The organism is Hyphomonas sp. UBA3601 (assembly GCF_002375605.1).
Lineage (GTDB): Bacteria > Pseudomonadota > Alphaproteobacteria > Caulobacterales > Hyphomonadaceae > Hyphomonas.
This window is the reverse complement of sequence record NZ_DFME01000047.1, coordinates 6,359-19,829: the sequence shown is the minus strand read 5'-3', so window position 1 is coordinate 19,829 and position 13,471 is coordinate 6,359. Positions and strand designations below refer to the sequence as shown.

Below are 13,471 nucleotides of genomic sequence, written 5' to 3'. Positions count from 1 at the left end.
ATGCGGCCGCTGTGCCCGCTCCGGACACCTGACCGCAACCCTTCCCCCGGAAAACTCATCAGCCCACCCAGCGCCCTCACAGGCGTCGCTCAGGCTTGTCCAATTGCGGGCGGACTGGCGCGGCGTGCCCGACCCGGCGTCTCTCCGACATGTTTCTTGAATGCCCGTTTGAAAGCTGCCTCGGAACTGTAGCCCACAGTTTCTGCCGCTTCCGCGATCGACACGCTGCTGTTTGACAGCAGGCTGGAAGCCAGTTGCATCCGCCAGCGCGTCAGGTAACGGGATGGCGGCTCGCCCGTATATGCCGCGAACCGGTCAGCCAGAGCCGAACGCGACATGCCCGCTTCCTTGGCCAGCTTGTCCAGCGTCCACGGCTCAGCGGGACGTGTATGGATCAGGCGCAGTACCGCGCCCACCCGCTCATCCCGCAGGCCCGAAATCCAGCCAACCGAATCTTCACTCAAGGTCTCGATATAGTGGCGCAGCGTCTGAACGAACATCAGCTCGCTCAACTTGGCCAGAACCGTCTGGCTGCCGGCTTCCGGACGCTCATCCTCGTCCAGCGCCGAGACGATCAAATTCTGCATCAACGCCCATGTACTGTCGGTGGGCCGCACGATCATCATCCCTGGCAAGGCGCTCAGCAGCGGATTGAATGGCCGGGCATCACAGCCGAAATATCCGCAAACAAACGTTGCGGGCGTGCCGTCTCCGCCAATCTGGACGTGATTATAGGGCGTCACGCGCTTGGCCGCATCCCGATACGGCTCCACGTCAACCTTTGGGATCATGTTCGGCTTCTGATCGGATGCGATGAAATGCTCTGCCCCCTGAGGCAAGATCATGATCTCGCCAGACCGCAGGGTCTGCGGTTCGGTATCGCCTGCGGCTGACCACGCCCACGCATCGCCATCAATCATCACGTGAAACGGAATCACATGCTGAACATGCGGCATCACGATGGAGCCGATCTCGTCCATTGACGGGTTGGTCGTTACCCAGGGCGCCGACGCATTGACCTTGAAATAAAAGGCCGCTTCAAATCGAACGGCACTCAAAACCTGCGATAATACATCTATACGCGTCCCCCTGAGACCGAAACGGTCTCGATCCGAGCCACACTCTGGATGAATGAGCATTTTTTCCGGATGCAGGAGAATTACGTATTTAGGGCAACAATGCAAATATCCTCCCACGAACAGCGCGATTGTCGTGCTTATGGGGGACGGAGAAACGCAATGACCAATGTTGTAATCAATACACTGGGCGGGAGCACGCAAAGCTATTCCGCAAACGAACTTCAACAGTCGACCGGATGCCGGATCATCACGCCGGAGGCCGATGACTATGACGCGCGCCGCGCCATCTGGAACGGCATGATCGACAAACGGCCGGCCGCCGTCCTGGTCACCAGGGACGAAGCTGGCATCGCCGCTGCGGTAAGCTTCGCTTCCACCAATGGCTTGCTCATGTCGCTGCGCTCTGGCGGACACAACATCGCTGGCATGGCGCTTTGCGATGACGGGCTCGTGCTCGACATGCAGGACATGAAATCGGTCACTGTCGATCCGGAGGCCCGGACGGCGCGGGTTCAGCCCGGCGCGTCTCTCGGCGATGTCGACCGGGCCACACAGGAATTCGGACTGGTCGTGCCAACGGGCATCAATTCAACAACAGGAATAGCCGGGCTGGCGCTGGGGGGCGGATTTGGCTGGGTGACGCGGAAGTATGGACTGACGGTGGACTGCCTGAAATCCGTACGGCTCGTGACCGCTTCCGGCTCGATCATCACTGCAAGCAAGACTGAAAATTCCGATATATTCTGGGCCCTTCAGGGTGGTGGTGGGAATTTCGGTGTCGTCACCGAATTCACATTCGACCTGCACCCCGTTGGCCCGGAAGTGTTTGCAGGCATGCTGGTCCATCCGATTGCAGATTTTCCAGATGTGACCCGCGCACTTCAGGCGCTCGTTGCAGACGCGCCGGACGAACTGACCTGCTGGGCCGTTTCGCGCAAGGCCCCGCCCCTGCCCTTCATACCTGAGGAATGGCATGGCCGCGAGGTCATGGTGGTTCCTTTCTGCTTTATCGGTGATCTGAACGCTGCAGAGGCCGCCACATTGGGCGTGCGCTCCATCGGAAATCCGATTGCAACTCATTTTGGCCCGATGCCGTTCGCCGACTGGCAAACCAGTTTCGATCCGCTGCTCACCGAAGGCGCACGCAATTACTGGAAAAGCCATGATGTCGCCGCCTTCAGTGACGCCGCCATCGACATTATACATGAAGCGGTCAACAATCTGCCTTCGGATGAATGCGAGATTTTCTTCGGGCATGTCGGTGGCGCTGCGACGCGCATTCCGGCGGATGCCACGGCTTGGCCAAACCGTCAGTCCCATTTTGTGGTCAACGTCCATACGCGCTGGCAAGACCCGGCCGATGACGGAAAATGTGTTCAATGGGCGCGGAAACTGTTCCAGGCATTGGAGCCGCACGCCATGGGTACGCGCTACGTAAACTTCATTCCCGAGGGGGACGAAGCCAATAATCTGGAAGACGCCTTTGGGGAAAATCTTGACCGGCTTGTACGCATCAAGGAAGCAACCGACCCCGACAATCTGTTTCGCACGAACATCAATCTGACGCGCAAGATACCAGCCGGGGTGGCCGGCTAGCTCAGCTGGAGCTCGACCAGGCGCTTATAGGCGCCACTGGAGGCCATCAGCGCGTCATGCGTGCCTTCCTCCACCGCGCGGCCGTCTTCCATCACAATGATGCGGTCGGCCGCGCGAACTGTAGAAAGGCGATGCGCAATAATCAGCGTGGTGCGGCCCTTGGAGAATTCCGCAAGGGCCGCCTGCACTTTTGCTTCGCTCTCGGCGTCGAGGGCCGATGTCGCCTCGTCCAGCAACAGGATCGGCGCACCGCGCAGGATCGCCCGCGCCAGGGCCACGCGCTGGCGTTGGCCGCCGGAAAGGTTGCGGCCCATCTCACCCGCCGGCGACTGGTAGCCGTCCGGCATGGCAGTAATGAAGTCATGCGCATTGGCCGCCTTGGCCGCCGCCTCGATCTCTGCATTGGTCGCGCCAAGACGCCCGAGCGCAATATTGTTCTGGACCGTATCGTCGAACAGCGCCGAATCCTGCGCCACCAGCCCGATATTGGCCCGGAGCGTATCGCCCACAACGCCGCGCACATTCTTGCCATCCACGCTTACCGCGCCGGACTCGGCATCATAGAGGCGCATGAGCAGGTTGAAGACAGTCGACTTGCCCGCGCCCGACGGTCCGACAATCGCCACCGTTTCGCCCGGCGCCGCAACAAAGGACAATCCGTTCAATGCCCGCGTGCCATCCGGATAGGCAAAGCTGACCCCATCAAACACCACATGTCCGTTGACCCGGTTCAAGCGCTCAGCATCTGGCGCATCCGCAATATGAGTCGTCGCGTCGACAATCTCGAACACGCGATCAGCTGCTGCGCCGCCTTCCTGCGCCACAGCATTCAGTGTGCCGAGTGCGCGCAGTTCCGGCGAGACGATGCCCAGCGCGGCAATGAAGCCGAGCAGGTCGCCAAGGGTCATCGCCCCCTGCGACATACGCCAGGCCGCAAAGCCGAGAATCCCGGCCAATGCAGCGCCACCCGCGACTTCAAGAATCGGGTCTACCGCCGCCCGGTCCGTCAGCACTTTCAGGAACAATTTGGAGCGCTCCACAAAGCCCTGCCGCGCGCGCGACTTTTGGTACGGCTCAAGCCCGTAAGCCTTCACCACCCGCGCCGATTGGAAGCCTTCCGACAGGAGCGATGTCACCTGCCCGACCTGCTTCTGGGCCTGTTTGGAGCGTTTGCGAATGCGGTTGCCGAGGCCGATGACCGGCCCGAACGCAATCGGATAGGCGACCAGCAACAGCAGGGTCAGCTGCCAGTCGATGACCAGCATCACACCGAACATGCCGATCACGGTGATTGTGCTTTTAGTGAAATTGTTGGCAAAGCGCAGCGCCGCATCGCGGATCGCGTTCACATCATTGATGAAGCGCGAGACAAAGTCGCCGGACGCATCCGCCGCCACACGCGCATAGTCACCATCGGTCAGGGAATCGAACTGGCTCGATTGCACCGACACCAACCCGCGCTGGACGCCGGTATTGTTGAACAGGGTCATCAGGTAGAGCGAGAGCGCCCGCGCACAGGACAGGGCCACGATTGCGCCGCCGATCCACCAGATCCAGTCAGGGCCGGACACGGGCACCTGCGCCTCATCCCCGAAACTCGCCTGCAGCCGATCGCCAAGCATCTTCAGCACCAGCGAATAGCCCATGGCGCTGAGCGAGGTCAGCAGGGCCATGAGCGTGCCGGCGGCGAACCAGCCGATATGCTGGCGGAAATAGGCTGCAAACAGGCGCCTCAGGCTCCCCTTCTGCTTGGGGGCCTTAGCTGTCACCACCTCAGACGTGATGGTGGTCTCCCGTTTCCGGGTCCAGCAGCTTGTGAGCGTGCAGGATGAAATAGCGCGTTTCGGCATTGTCGACCGTACGCTGGGCAGCATTCTTCCAGGCGTCGTAGGCTTCCTTGTAGTTCGGGAAAGCCCCGACAAAGTCGACCTTGGACAGGTCTTCGAATTCCACTTCGGTCACATCCTTCAGCTCGCCGCCGAATACGATGTGGAGAAGTTGTTTGGTCTCGCGGGTAGTATCGCCCATTTTGGCTGGCTCCGTAGTCGCTGGAGGCACCATTTTCGGCGCCCTTTCCTGTGGGTCAGGTATATCCACAAATTCTGACCTGCGCACTAACAGAGGATGCAGGGCGTTTCCAGAAGCAATAACGCTCCTTTGTGCAGGTACTGCCCGGTTGAATATGAGTTTTTCGCCGCGATGTGTCGTGGCAACACCACCCGCTTCCTCGATGAGGATCGTGCCCGCAGCCAGATCCCAGTCCGCCTTCTGACCCAGAACGAGCGTTGCATCCCATTTTCCTGCCGCCACGAAGGCCATCCGCAACAGGGTGGAGTTGGGCTTCGGCCGGGCGACGGTAACGGGCGGCCAAGGCTCCGGCCAGCCTGGGTGCTCCAGCATTGTCTCCGCCGCAATCAGGCGGCAACCTGCCTCGGCGGCGCACTCACTGACCCGGATGGCGGCGCCGTTCAGAAACGCCCCCTGCCCGCGATGCGCCTCGTAGAATTCGTCCAGTTCCGGCGCATACAGCACCCCACCCACCGAGATGCCCTCTTCCACAATGGCAAGCCCGATGCACCAATGCGGATCACCGCGAATATAGGCACGGGTGCCGTCAATCGGGTCCACGACCCAGCAGCGATCCTTTTGGCGCGCATGGGGATCGTCGAGCGTCTCTTCGGACAGCCAACCATATTCCGGACGGAAGCGTGTCAGTCGATCCGAGCAGAGCTGGTTCACGGCCATATCGGCTTCGGTCACCGGACTGCCGCCGCTCTTGTGCCAGGTCTCTGCCGTTTGGCCGCCGAGCATGAAGGACTGCGCCAATTTCCCGGCTTCCTGCGCGAGCTCACGCAGGATTTTCATGTCTTCAAACAGGGTGCGGTCAGCTACCCGCAAGACTCATATCCTCGATGAGAATGCTCGGTGCGTCCCGCGTTCCCCGGAACTCAAGGTCCGAGGCCGGGATGAGGCGTGCAAACATGGAGGGCAAGTCGCCCGCGATGGTGACTTCGGACACCGGATAGGCAATCTCGCCATCCTCGAACCAGAAGCCCGACACGCCGACCGAATAGTCGCCATTGTTCGGATTGATGGACGGCCCGAACATGTCGGTTACCAAAAGGCCCTTGCCCGCCCCCTTGACCAGTTCGCCGGGGGTCTTGTCTCCGGCCTTCAGGTAGAGGTTCGACGTGGTCACGCCGGGAGGATCGCCAAAGCCGAGCGCGGAAAAGCCGTTCGGCTCCATACCCAGCTGGCGCGCCGAAGAGGAATTCAGCAGCCAACTGGTCAGTCGGCCATTATCGATCAGGTGAGTTTCCTGCACCGGCAGGCCTTCACCATCATGGCTGCGCGAACCCATGCCCATCGGGCGGAATGGATCGTCAATGATGTGGATACCATCCGCGAAGACCAGCTCGCCCATCCGGTCTTTCAGGAAGCTGACACCGCGCGCAACTGACGGGCCGGAAATCGCCCCCAGGAATGCCCCTATGAGACCCGCAGAGACCCGCCGATCATACAGGACAGCGGCCTTCTGCGTGTTCAGCTTGCGTGAGCCAAGGCGCGAGATCGTGCGCTCACCTGCCGTGATTCCGATCTCGGCAGCTGTCGGGCGGTCTTTCTTGAAGCGGACTGACCAGCTGTCATAGTCCCGCTCCATATGGCCATCGCGCTCTGCCACCGCAGCAAGGCCAAGGCTGGTCGACGTGCCTGTCTTGAAGGCGGAAAAGCCATTGCTGGCCGCAACCCAGCGCGAGGAACGGTTCCAGGATGCGCCACACCCGGCGACCGTCTTGATGCCTTCAATGCCCAAGGCGGCTGCTTCGGCTGTCCGCGCTTCGGATTCCAGGATGTCGGCGGAGATTTCCGGTTCGCCGGTCAGATCCATGTCGAGATCGCCTGTCGCCAGCTTGTCCGCATCCGGCAGGCCGCAATATTTGTCTTCGGGCACAGCGCGCGCCATCGCCACGCAGCGTTCCGCGAGCGCCTTCAGCCCTTCCGGCGACAAATCCGCGCCGGATACGTGCGCCTGTCGCTTGCCATACAGGCAGCGGAGGGCGACCGAGCGCCCCTCTTCACGTTCAATGCTCTCCAGCGCGCCGTCGCGGACGGAAACGCTTACGCCTTCGCTCTCGCCAATCCGGGCGTCGGCAGCGTCTGCACCTTCCTTTCGGCAATGGTCCAGTAGTCCGGCAAGCAATTCGGCCGGCGGTATCTTGAAATCAGCCATTCTGGCTAGATGGACGCTGCGCTCGCCTCGCGCAACTGCGCAAATCAGGCGAAGGCGTGGTACAGGATCGCCAGCGCCGTCAGCACCATTGCAATCCAGCTGAGCAGGATGCCTCCGGCCCGCATGGCCATGATTGTCCCGCCAAGCCCGATGACATGCATCAATCGCCCGAGCGTGAAGACGCCGCCTGCAACATGGATGGCCCAGGCCGGCAGTCCCATCAGTGCCAAAATGACAAGGCCGACCAGCATGGACGGGATGTATTCCGTGGCATTGCCGTGCACACGCGTACGCAATTCCAGCATCTCATTGCCACCGGTCCCGACCGAGACTTTGGCCGACTGCCGCACGGACACGACCCGGAACGCCAGATAGATCAAGAGCAGCATGTTCACGGCGACATATACGCCGGCCACTTCAAGTGATGTCATTGTGGTTTCCTCCCCATTTGAAAAAGGCCACCGACGCGAATCGATGGCCTGTTCTTATTCAATCGTGATTCTGATTGAGTCGCTCAGTCGTCGCGACGCGCATCAGGCAAGCGGTCGTTTATGTCATCGCGAATATCCAGCAATGTCACGATCAGGCCGCAGACGAGGCTGGCCGCGATCCATCCGCCCACTGTGAACACCGCAAAGTCGGCCACTTGAGCAATCGTATCGGTCAGACCAAGCAACTCGCCCGTAAATTCACCCCGATTGTAAAGGCCAAGCGCGATGCCCCCCACGATGATCGCAATATATGCGACATAGACCATCGTGCGGAAGCTATTGATAATAAAGAACTTCATGAGATCCCCTTCCTATATTCCAAACTAATTCTATGCAGATTGGTGCCACCCGTCGCCCAATTACACGCGAGAAGCGAACTTCCCATGACCGGGCGACGTCGATTTTGCGACAGGCCCTGATTATTCATCGTCTGCCACCGCCAGTTCGCACGAAATCATTGCGGTCAGCGAAGATGCAAATTCGAGCTGGTCAGCCATGGTCAGGGATTCCACGAAATCCTCGACGTCGCGCTTCTCGCGGCCGATCGCAGCGGCTGTGCGCCGAAACAGGTCCGGACTCAGCTTTTCTTCCATGGCGCCCGTGATACACGCGCAGGTCTCCGGACCTTCACCATCGGCGATGCAGGCCTCGGTCAACATTTCACGGTCGGATTTCTGGCTGCAGGCGGCAAGCATGGCCAAGCAAAGGCCGGTCAGGATCAGGACGCGCATTCTGGCAGCTCCGGTATCTGTTCGGCTCAGCCAAGCACGAAATTAACTAACAGGAAAGCAACTATTCCCGTTGCAGGATCTTGTCGACCTGGATGCCTTTTCCGAACTCGCGCAGGAAACTTTCCTTCACTTCCATCCGGTCATAGTCGTCTGAAACCCAGTCGAGAAAAGGTTTCCAGTCTTCAGGCGCGCGCCCGGCATTGTAATCGGCATAGGCTTGGAAAAACGCGTCCAGCATGCCGGTCTTGCCATGTTTGACGTGAAGGTATTTCAGCGACAGCTGCTCCACCGCTTGCTCGAACGGAACCTTTTCCCGCAACAGCTTGTAGAGCACGGACATCAGCCCCGCCCGATCTGCGCCCGACTTGCAATGCATGAGCGCCGGGTATTCGATCGATTCGAACAAGTCTTTCGCTGCGAACAATGCCTCTTTCGTCGGTGTGTCGCGGGAGAAGACCTGGAAATCGACAAGCGTGATTCCCGCTTTTTCGCAGGCCTCCTTCTCCAGAAGGTAATAGCCCTTGGTGCTTTCCCCGCGCAGGTTCAGGATGGTGCGAATGCCGAGCGTCTCGGCATATTCAACCACCTTCTTGGGCGAGGGCTGGTTGGCGCGCCATATCTCCGGCGAAATCTGGTGCAGGTTCGAGAACGCTGCCCGCAGAAACCCGTGGTCTCCCCAGACCAGTTCCCGGCGCGCGCGGGCACGACCCTGCGTCGTCGACAGGTCCGGCGCTATATGCGGCTTGCGATTCTTTTTCGATCTCAGCTTTACCATTGCCCCGCGATTAGCGGTCGGGCCCGCCATCGGCAAGCACAGGCGACACAAAGAAAAAGTCAGGTGCGCTGCATCCAAACACGCCTCTGCCGGCATCTACCCTACAAAGGCGCCGAACACGACGCCCCGGAACAAGCCTGAAGGAGCTTTTGAAATGAGCGAAGATATTGTTGTCCCCGTAGTCTTTTTTGGTGCCATTGCCGGGATTGTCTGGTTGGTTAGTCACTACAATTTCAAGAAACGCCTGACCCTGCATGAAACGGTGCGGCATGCGGTCGACAAGGGCCAGGACCTGACCGGCGAGACGATGGAAAAACTCGCCCTGATCACCGATCCGGTCCGCGCCGATTTGCGCCGGGGCGTCCTGTTCCTTGCCGTCGGAGTGGCCTTCGGCTTTCTCGGTGTGATGGTTGGCATGGAAGAAGGTGAAGCCGTCAAACCCATGATCGGCGTCGCATCCTTCCCTGTCTTCATCGGTCTGGCCTATCTTGGTCTCTGGGCGGCGAGTCGTCGTGGGCAACAGGGTTGAGCTGAGGCTGGTTGCCAAGGGAGGGCGCGACATGCGCAGCGATCCGGACCTGGCCGCAAGCGCCGCACGAGGTCATGAGGCAGACTTTGCCGAACTCGTGCGCCGCCATCAGGCCCGCATACGCGGCATGGCGAGGCGCCTGACCGGCTCGGCCAGCGACGGGGATGACATCGCGCAAGCGACGTTCCTGAAGGCCTGGCAGAAGATTGGTTCCTATGCCGGCGGAACCTTCTCGGCCTGGATCTGCACGATCTGCTGGCGCGAATATCTGCAATCCCGCCGAAAGCAGAAGATCGAGATAGAGTTTGACGAAACGGCAGAGATCATTCCGTTCGAGCGCACCCAGTCCGATCAGGTCGGTGACCAGATGGACCTCAACCGGGCGCTGGACACCTTGTCTGAAGCCCAGCGGGTCTGCGTGGTGCTGTGCGTCGCCTCAGGCCTGTCCCATCGCGAAGCGGCGGAGGCCACCGGCTGGCCGCTTGGCACGATAAAATCCCATGTAACGCGCGGCGTGGCCGCGCTCCGCAAACACCTTGAAAGCAGCCATGTGGCGTGATGGAGTACGATGATGCGTGACCAGGAAACCTATTCAGACCTGACCGATCTCTTCACGGCGGAAGACCGCGCGCTGGATCCGGCCCCGTTCGTGAATGACGTGATGGGCGGCATTCGCCGAAAATCCCTCTTTCGCAAACTGGTGCTGGGCGCTGTCGGTATGGTGGGTGCTGGCGTGGCGGCCGTGCAGTTACCGGGCTTGCTGACAGGTTGGAGCGGGCTGGATACGCTGGTCACCCAGACTGTTACCGATGCCCAGCAGGATGCCAGCCTTCTCGCGACGGCCGATCCGATATGGCTCATGGTAGGCGGCGTGGTCGCGCTGAGCCTTCTGGCCATAACGGCCTGGGAGAAAGCCTAGGCCTTCACGCGCCAGCCCATGCCTTCCAGCAGGGATTTTGTCTCGTATAGCGGCAGGCCGACAATCGCGGTGTAGCTGCCGCTGATATGGGTGATGAAGGGGCCGGCCATGCCTTGAATGCCATAGCCGCCCGCCTTGCCCTGCCATTCGCCGCTGGCAATATAGGCAGCGATTTCCTGATCTGTCAGGCGCTTCACCTTCACCCGAGCAAGCACGGTACGGCTGCTCACGCGGCCATCGGGGGCTTTCACGGCGATACCGGTAAGACATTGGTGTGCCCGGCCTGAAAGAAGCCGCAGGAAGGCCTCGGCCTCTGCCGCATCGGCAGCTTTTTCGAGGTTTCTCTGGCCCAGCGAAACCACGGTATCCGCGGCCAGCACAAACCCAGCCTCCGGACAGGCCATGGCCTTCTCCCGCGCCAGCCTTTCGGCCAGCGCACGCGGAGATTCGTCCTTGCGACGGGATTCGTCGATGTCAGTGGGGCAGATCGCGTCCGGCACAATCCCTATCTGGGCGAGCAGGTCTCGCCGCCGGGGACTCGCACTGGCGAGGATCAGGGGAACATGCCCTGAGGACGCCATATCTCTTATTTGAAGCGGTAGGTGATACGACCCTTGGTCAGGTCGTAAGGGGTCATCTCAACCATGACCTTGTCCCCGGTCAGCACGCGGATGCGGTTCTTGCGCATCTTGCCAGCCGTATGGGCAATGATTTCGTGGTCGTTCTCGAGTTTAACGCGGAACGTCGCGTTCGGCAGCAGTTCCACGACTGTGCCTTCGAATTCAATCAGTTCTTCCTTCGACATGCAGTCTCCAATAAAGGGCGGTCCATTGCGCCGCCGAAACGCATATAGGGGGCGCATAAAGGTTTGCACGGATTCCGGCAAGATTTGAAGTTCAGCAAAATGCCCCGTCATGCGGGCATTTTCAGCGTATTCCCGCCCGTCTCTTGCAGACGCGACCCTGTTTCGCACCATCTTAATGCTTATATTCGCATATTGGCTGATACGCCGCCCGCAACAATCACTACGAGCACATCCTGATGAAAGCCCAGCACAAACCCCAGACGAAGGATGCCTTTGACCTCATGTCGGAGCGCATTCACGAGGCCTCAGAAGTGCTGAAGGCCATGTCGAGTGATACGCGGTTGAAGATCATGTGCGCGCTGAATGAGGGCGAGCACCCTGTTCATCAGCTGGCCGACATGACCGGCCAATCGCATTCCGCTGTATCCCAGCACCTGGCAAAGCTGCGTGCGGCCGGTCTGGTTGAAAGCCGCAGGGATGCGCAGACGATCTATTATCGTTGTGCGGGCGGGATCGGCCGGGCGCTGGTCGACACGCTGTGCGCCTATTACCGCTAGGCCTGTTGCAGCAACGCCATATTTGAAAACATCCTTTTGAATCAGGATACGTTTTCGATACAGATTCCTGCTATAAGACCCGCATGTCGCAGTCACTGACCCGGGCGAGTTTCGAACTCCACCAGATTGAACCGATCCTGTCATGGGCCGGAACGTCGGGTGTGGACGTTGACGGCCTGCTGGATCGACTGGGCATCGATCCGGGCAAACGCACAAGCCAACCCGGCACGCAGATTGATCTGGTAGACTATTATCGCATCCAACGCGAGATCGCCCGGTCCTTCGACGACCTGACTGCGCAACTTTCTGAACGAAAGCTGCTCTACCAGACCGGCACATTTGTCGTGACGCAGATCCAGGCGGCCTCGACCCTGCAAGACGCAATCCGGAGCCTCGCTTCGCATTTCAACATGATGCATGGCGGGCGCTACAACTATGTCCGCCAGACCGATTCCATGCTCGCGCTCGTGGTGGACGATTCAACCTTCCCCTATCGCTTTCGCGATGACCGTGCGTTGACGCATTTCGTCGGCGACGCCTTGCTGATCAAGACTCATGCCCTGCTCGACAGCCTGACCGGCGGCGCCGCAGGCCGGGCGCTCAAACGGGTGAGCCTGCTCAGGAACCGGAATGATGACGGCAATGGCCAGCTGCAATTTTGGCAGGTGCCCATCGGCTACGGTCATGCAGCCTATGAACTGATCTACGATATCGACATAGCCTGCGAGACCATTCCCGCCACCCCGGAAGTCGATCTGACCGCTGACGGGATTTTCGCGCGCGTCATCCGCCATCTTGAAGCCATCGCGCCTTCTTCCGACTCGCGAAGCTATTCAGTACGCACAGCCGACCTGATTTCGGATGGACACGAAACCCAGCAAGCTGTCGCCCGGCATCTGGACGTGAGCGTTGCAACCTTGCGCCGCCGCCTGAGCGAAGAGCACACAAGTTTCCGGGACATCCTCCAGGAAAGCCGCGCCGAACGGGCCGGCCTGATGCTGGCACAAGGCACAAGCGTCACCCAAGTTGCGGAATTTCTTGGCTATTCCGATGTGCGCGCCTTCAATCGGGCGTTCAAGAAGATGCGCGGTGTTTCGCCTGCCGTCTATGCCAGGTCCAGCATGGAAACTGCTCAAGCCTGACGCGCCTGAGCGAAAATGTTCACTTGTGTTGAGCCCTCAGGTCATCGCCCAAGCGCGCATGTTCTGGATAAATCCCGTCAAATACAAAGAATCCTCGGGAGGAAAAATTGGGAAATCACAAAATGAATACGCTGAGATTCGGTCTCGTGTCGGCGCTGGCGCTGACCGCGGGCCAGTACGCTGCGCACGCGCAGGATGCGGATGATGAGGCCCCGGAAGAGGCCCGCACGCTAGGCCGGGTGACGGTTACCGCCCAACGCCGCGAAGAAGACCTGATCGATGTACCGCTGTCCGTTTCTGCGTTCAGCGCTGACCAGCTGGAAGCCACCGGCGCGGTCGATATCACGTCCATCCAACGTTCGACCCCGAACGCAACGATCGAAGTGGCACGCGGCTCCAACTCCACCCTGATCGCGTTCATTCGCGGCGTCGGCCAGCAGGACCCGCTCTGGGGCTTCGAGCCCGGCGTCGGTCTCTACGTTGATGATGTCTATATTGCACGCCCACAAGGCGCGATCCTGGACATTTTCGACATCGAACGGATCGAAGTCCTGCGCGGACCGCAAGGCACGCTCTATGGCCGCAACACGATTGGCGGCGCGATCAAATACGTCAC

17 protein-coding genes are annotated in these 13,471 nt (G+C 60.1%); 7 read left to right on the top strand and 10 right to left on the bottom strand.

All coding sequences use genetic code 11. From position 1 onward, the window contains the following. Positions 1-89: 89 nt before the first annotated feature. Complete coding sequence (locus B4F73_RS05580; protein WP_290482694.1) at positions 90-1,139, bottom strand: AraC family transcriptional regulator; 1,050 nt, start codon at positions 1,137-1,139, stop codon at positions 90-92. Between the two features lie 99 nt (positions 1,140-1,238). On the opposite strand from B4F73_RS05580, the gene B4F73_RS05575 reads away from it, so the two are divergent. Then, a complete protein-coding gene (locus B4F73_RS05575; RefSeq protein WP_290482693.1) occupies positions 1,239-2,675 on the top strand; it encodes an FAD-binding oxidoreductase in 1,437 nt (478 codons plus the stop codon). Here the strand turns inward: B4F73_RS05575 and B4F73_RS05570 are convergent. The 7 genes from B4F73_RS05570 to B4F73_RS05540 all read right to left on the bottom strand — a co-directional run bounded on the left by B4F73_RS05570 (position 2,672) and on the right by B4F73_RS05540 (position 8,903). After that, complete coding sequence (locus B4F73_RS05570; protein WP_290481738.1) at positions 2,672-4,444, bottom strand: ABC transporter ATP-binding protein; 1,773 nt, start codon at positions 4,442-4,444, stop codon at positions 2,672-2,674. The genes B4F73_RS05575 and B4F73_RS05570 overlap by 4 nt on opposite strands. Before the next feature lie 4 nt (positions 4,445-4,448). Next, the gene (locus B4F73_RS05565) at positions 4,449-5,573 is read right to left on the bottom strand and encodes an inositol monophosphatase family protein (protein ID WP_290482692.1); all 1,125 of its coding nucleotides are present in this window, start codon (positions 5,571-5,573) and stop codon (positions 4,449-4,451) included. Beyond that, entirely contained in the window at positions 5,560-6,906 is a 1,347-nt protein-coding gene (locus B4F73_RS05560; protein WP_290482691.1) for a TldD/PmbA family protein, read from the bottom strand. Before B4F73_RS05560 ends, B4F73_RS05565 begins: the two co-directional genes overlap by 14 nt. Positions 6,907-6,950: 44 nt before the next feature. Continuing rightward, positions 6,951-7,337: an MAPEG family protein gene (locus B4F73_RS05555; protein ID WP_034811435.1), complete on the bottom strand. Its 387-nt coding sequence runs from the start codon at positions 7,335-7,337 to the stop codon at positions 6,951-6,953. A gap of 83 nt (positions 7,338-7,420) precedes the next feature. Beyond that, entirely contained in the window at positions 7,421-7,696 is a 276-nt protein-coding gene (locus B4F73_RS05550; protein WP_034811433.1) for a hypothetical protein, read from the bottom strand. Between the two features lie 120 nt (positions 7,697-7,816). Beyond that, positions 7,817-8,128: a hypothetical protein gene (locus tag B4F73_RS05545; protein ID WP_034811431.1), complete on the bottom strand. Its 312-nt coding sequence runs from the start codon at positions 8,126-8,128 to the stop codon at positions 7,817-7,819. A gap of 61 nt (positions 8,129-8,189) precedes the next feature. Continuing rightward, positions 8,190-8,903, bottom strand: a complete 714-nt coding sequence (locus tag B4F73_RS05540; RefSeq protein ID WP_290479436.1) for a fused DSP-PTPase phosphatase/NAD kinase-like protein — start codon at positions 8,901-8,903, stop codon at positions 8,190-8,192. Between the two features lie 154 nt (positions 8,904-9,057). Between B4F73_RS05540 and B4F73_RS05535 the strand changes: the two genes are divergently transcribed. Genes B4F73_RS05535 through B4F73_RS05525 form a run of 3 tightly spaced genes read left to right on the top strand, consistent with a single transcriptional unit; the run spans position 9,058 to position 10,351 of the window. Then, entirely contained in the window at positions 9,058-9,432 is a 375-nt protein-coding gene (locus tag B4F73_RS05535) for a DUF6249 domain-containing protein (RefSeq protein ID WP_206990885.1), read from the top strand. Positions 9,433-9,463: 31 nt separating this feature from the next. Then, the gene (locus B4F73_RS05530) at positions 9,464-9,991 is read left to right on the top strand and encodes an RNA polymerase sigma factor (protein ID WP_290479435.1); all 528 of its coding nucleotides are present in this window, start codon (positions 9,464-9,466) and stop codon (positions 9,989-9,991) included. Between the two features lie 12 nt (positions 9,992-10,003). Continuing rightward, the gene (locus B4F73_RS05525) at positions 10,004-10,351 is read left to right on the top strand and encodes a hypothetical protein (RefSeq protein WP_290479434.1); all 348 of its coding nucleotides are present in this window, start codon (positions 10,004-10,006) and stop codon (positions 10,349-10,351) included. On the opposite strand, the gene B4F73_RS05520 is transcribed toward B4F73_RS05525, so the two are convergent. Together B4F73_RS05520 and infA are read right to left on the bottom strand one after the other, a co-directional pair. Then, complete coding sequence (locus B4F73_RS05520) at positions 10,348-10,932, bottom strand: Maf family protein (RefSeq protein ID WP_290482690.1); 585 nt, start codon at positions 10,930-10,932, stop codon at positions 10,348-10,350. The two genes, B4F73_RS05525 and B4F73_RS05520, sit on opposite strands and share 4 nt — an antisense overlap. Positions 10,933-10,937: 5 nt before the next feature. Further along, positions 10,938-11,156, bottom strand: coding sequence for a translation initiation factor IF-1 (gene infA, locus B4F73_RS05515; RefSeq protein WP_011646371.1), 219 nt, complete (start codon positions 11,154-11,156; stop codon positions 10,938-10,940). A 236-nt stretch (positions 11,157-11,392) separates the two neighbouring features. Between infA and B4F73_RS05510 the strand changes: the two genes are divergently transcribed. The 3 genes from B4F73_RS05510 to B4F73_RS05500 form a co-directional block, all read left to right on the top strand. Then, the gene (locus B4F73_RS05510) at positions 11,393-11,713 is read left to right on the top strand and encodes an ArsR/SmtB family transcription factor (protein WP_233347512.1); all 321 of its coding nucleotides are present in this window, start codon (positions 11,393-11,395) and stop codon (positions 11,711-11,713) included. An 83-nt stretch (positions 11,714-11,796) separates the two neighbouring features. Next, positions 11,797-12,855: a helix-turn-helix transcriptional regulator gene (locus B4F73_RS05505; protein ID WP_290482689.1), complete on the top strand. Its 1,059-nt coding sequence runs from the start codon at positions 11,797-11,799 to the stop codon at positions 12,853-12,855. 122 nt (positions 12,856-12,977) lie between these two features. After that, on the top strand, positions 12,978-13,471 hold a 494-nt coding region (locus B4F73_RS05500; protein ID WP_290482688.1), incomplete at its 3' end, for a TonB-dependent receptor plug domain-containing protein.

What these genes read in the sequence shown, in the direction of transcription:
- B4F73_RS05580 (WP_290482694.1), bottom strand. Translation starts at nt 1,139, where the DNA reads ATGCTCATTCATCCAGAGTGTGGCTCGGATCGAGACCGTTTCGGTCTC.
- B4F73_RS05575 (WP_290482693.1), top strand. Translation starts at nt 1,239, where the DNA reads ATGACCAATGTTGTAATCAATACACTGGGCGGGAGCACGCAAAGCTAT.
- B4F73_RS05560 (WP_290482691.1), bottom strand. Translation starts at nt 6,906, where the DNA reads ATGGCTGATTTCAAGATACCGCCGGCCGAATTGCTTGCCGGACTACTG.
- B4F73_RS05555 (WP_034811435.1), bottom strand. Translation starts at nt 7,337, where the DNA reads ATGACATCACTTGAAGTGGCCGGCGTATATGTCGCCGTGAACATGCTG.
- B4F73_RS05550 (WP_034811433.1), bottom strand. Translation starts at nt 7,696, where the DNA reads ATGAAGTTCTTTATTATCAATAGCTTCCGCACGATGGTCTATGTCGCA.
- B4F73_RS05545 (WP_034811431.1), bottom strand. Translation starts at nt 8,128, where the DNA reads ATGCGCGTCCTGATCCTGACCGGCCTTTGCTTGGCCATGCTTGCCGCC.
- B4F73_RS05540 (WP_290479436.1), bottom strand. Translation starts at nt 8,903, where the DNA reads ATGGTAAAGCTGAGATCGAAAAAGAATCGCAAGCCGCATATAGCGCCG.
- B4F73_RS05535 (WP_206990885.1), top strand. Translation starts at nt 9,058, where the DNA reads ATGAGCGAAGATATTGTTGTCCCCGTAGTCTTTTTTGGTGCCATTGCC.
- B4F73_RS05530 (WP_290479435.1), top strand. Translation starts at nt 9,464, where the DNA reads ATGCGCAGCGATCCGGACCTGGCCGCAAGCGCCGCACGAGGTCATGAG.
- B4F73_RS05525 (WP_290479434.1), top strand. Translation starts at nt 10,004, where the DNA reads ATGCGTGACCAGGAAACCTATTCAGACCTGACCGATCTCTTCACGGCG.
- B4F73_RS05520 (WP_290482690.1), bottom strand. Translation starts at nt 10,932, where the DNA reads ATGGCGTCCTCAGGGCATGTTCCCCTGATCCTCGCCAGTGCGAGTCCC.
- infA (WP_011646371.1), bottom strand. Translation starts at nt 11,156, where the DNA reads ATGTCGAAGGAAGAACTGATTGAATTCGAAGGCACAGTCGTGGAACTG.
- B4F73_RS05510 (WP_233347512.1), top strand. Translation starts at nt 11,393, where the DNA reads ATGAAAGCCCAGCACAAACCCCAGACGAAGGATGCCTTTGACCTCATG.
- B4F73_RS05505 (WP_290482689.1), top strand. Translation starts at nt 11,797, where the DNA reads ATGTCGCAGTCACTGACCCGGGCGAGTTTCGAACTCCACCAGATTGAA.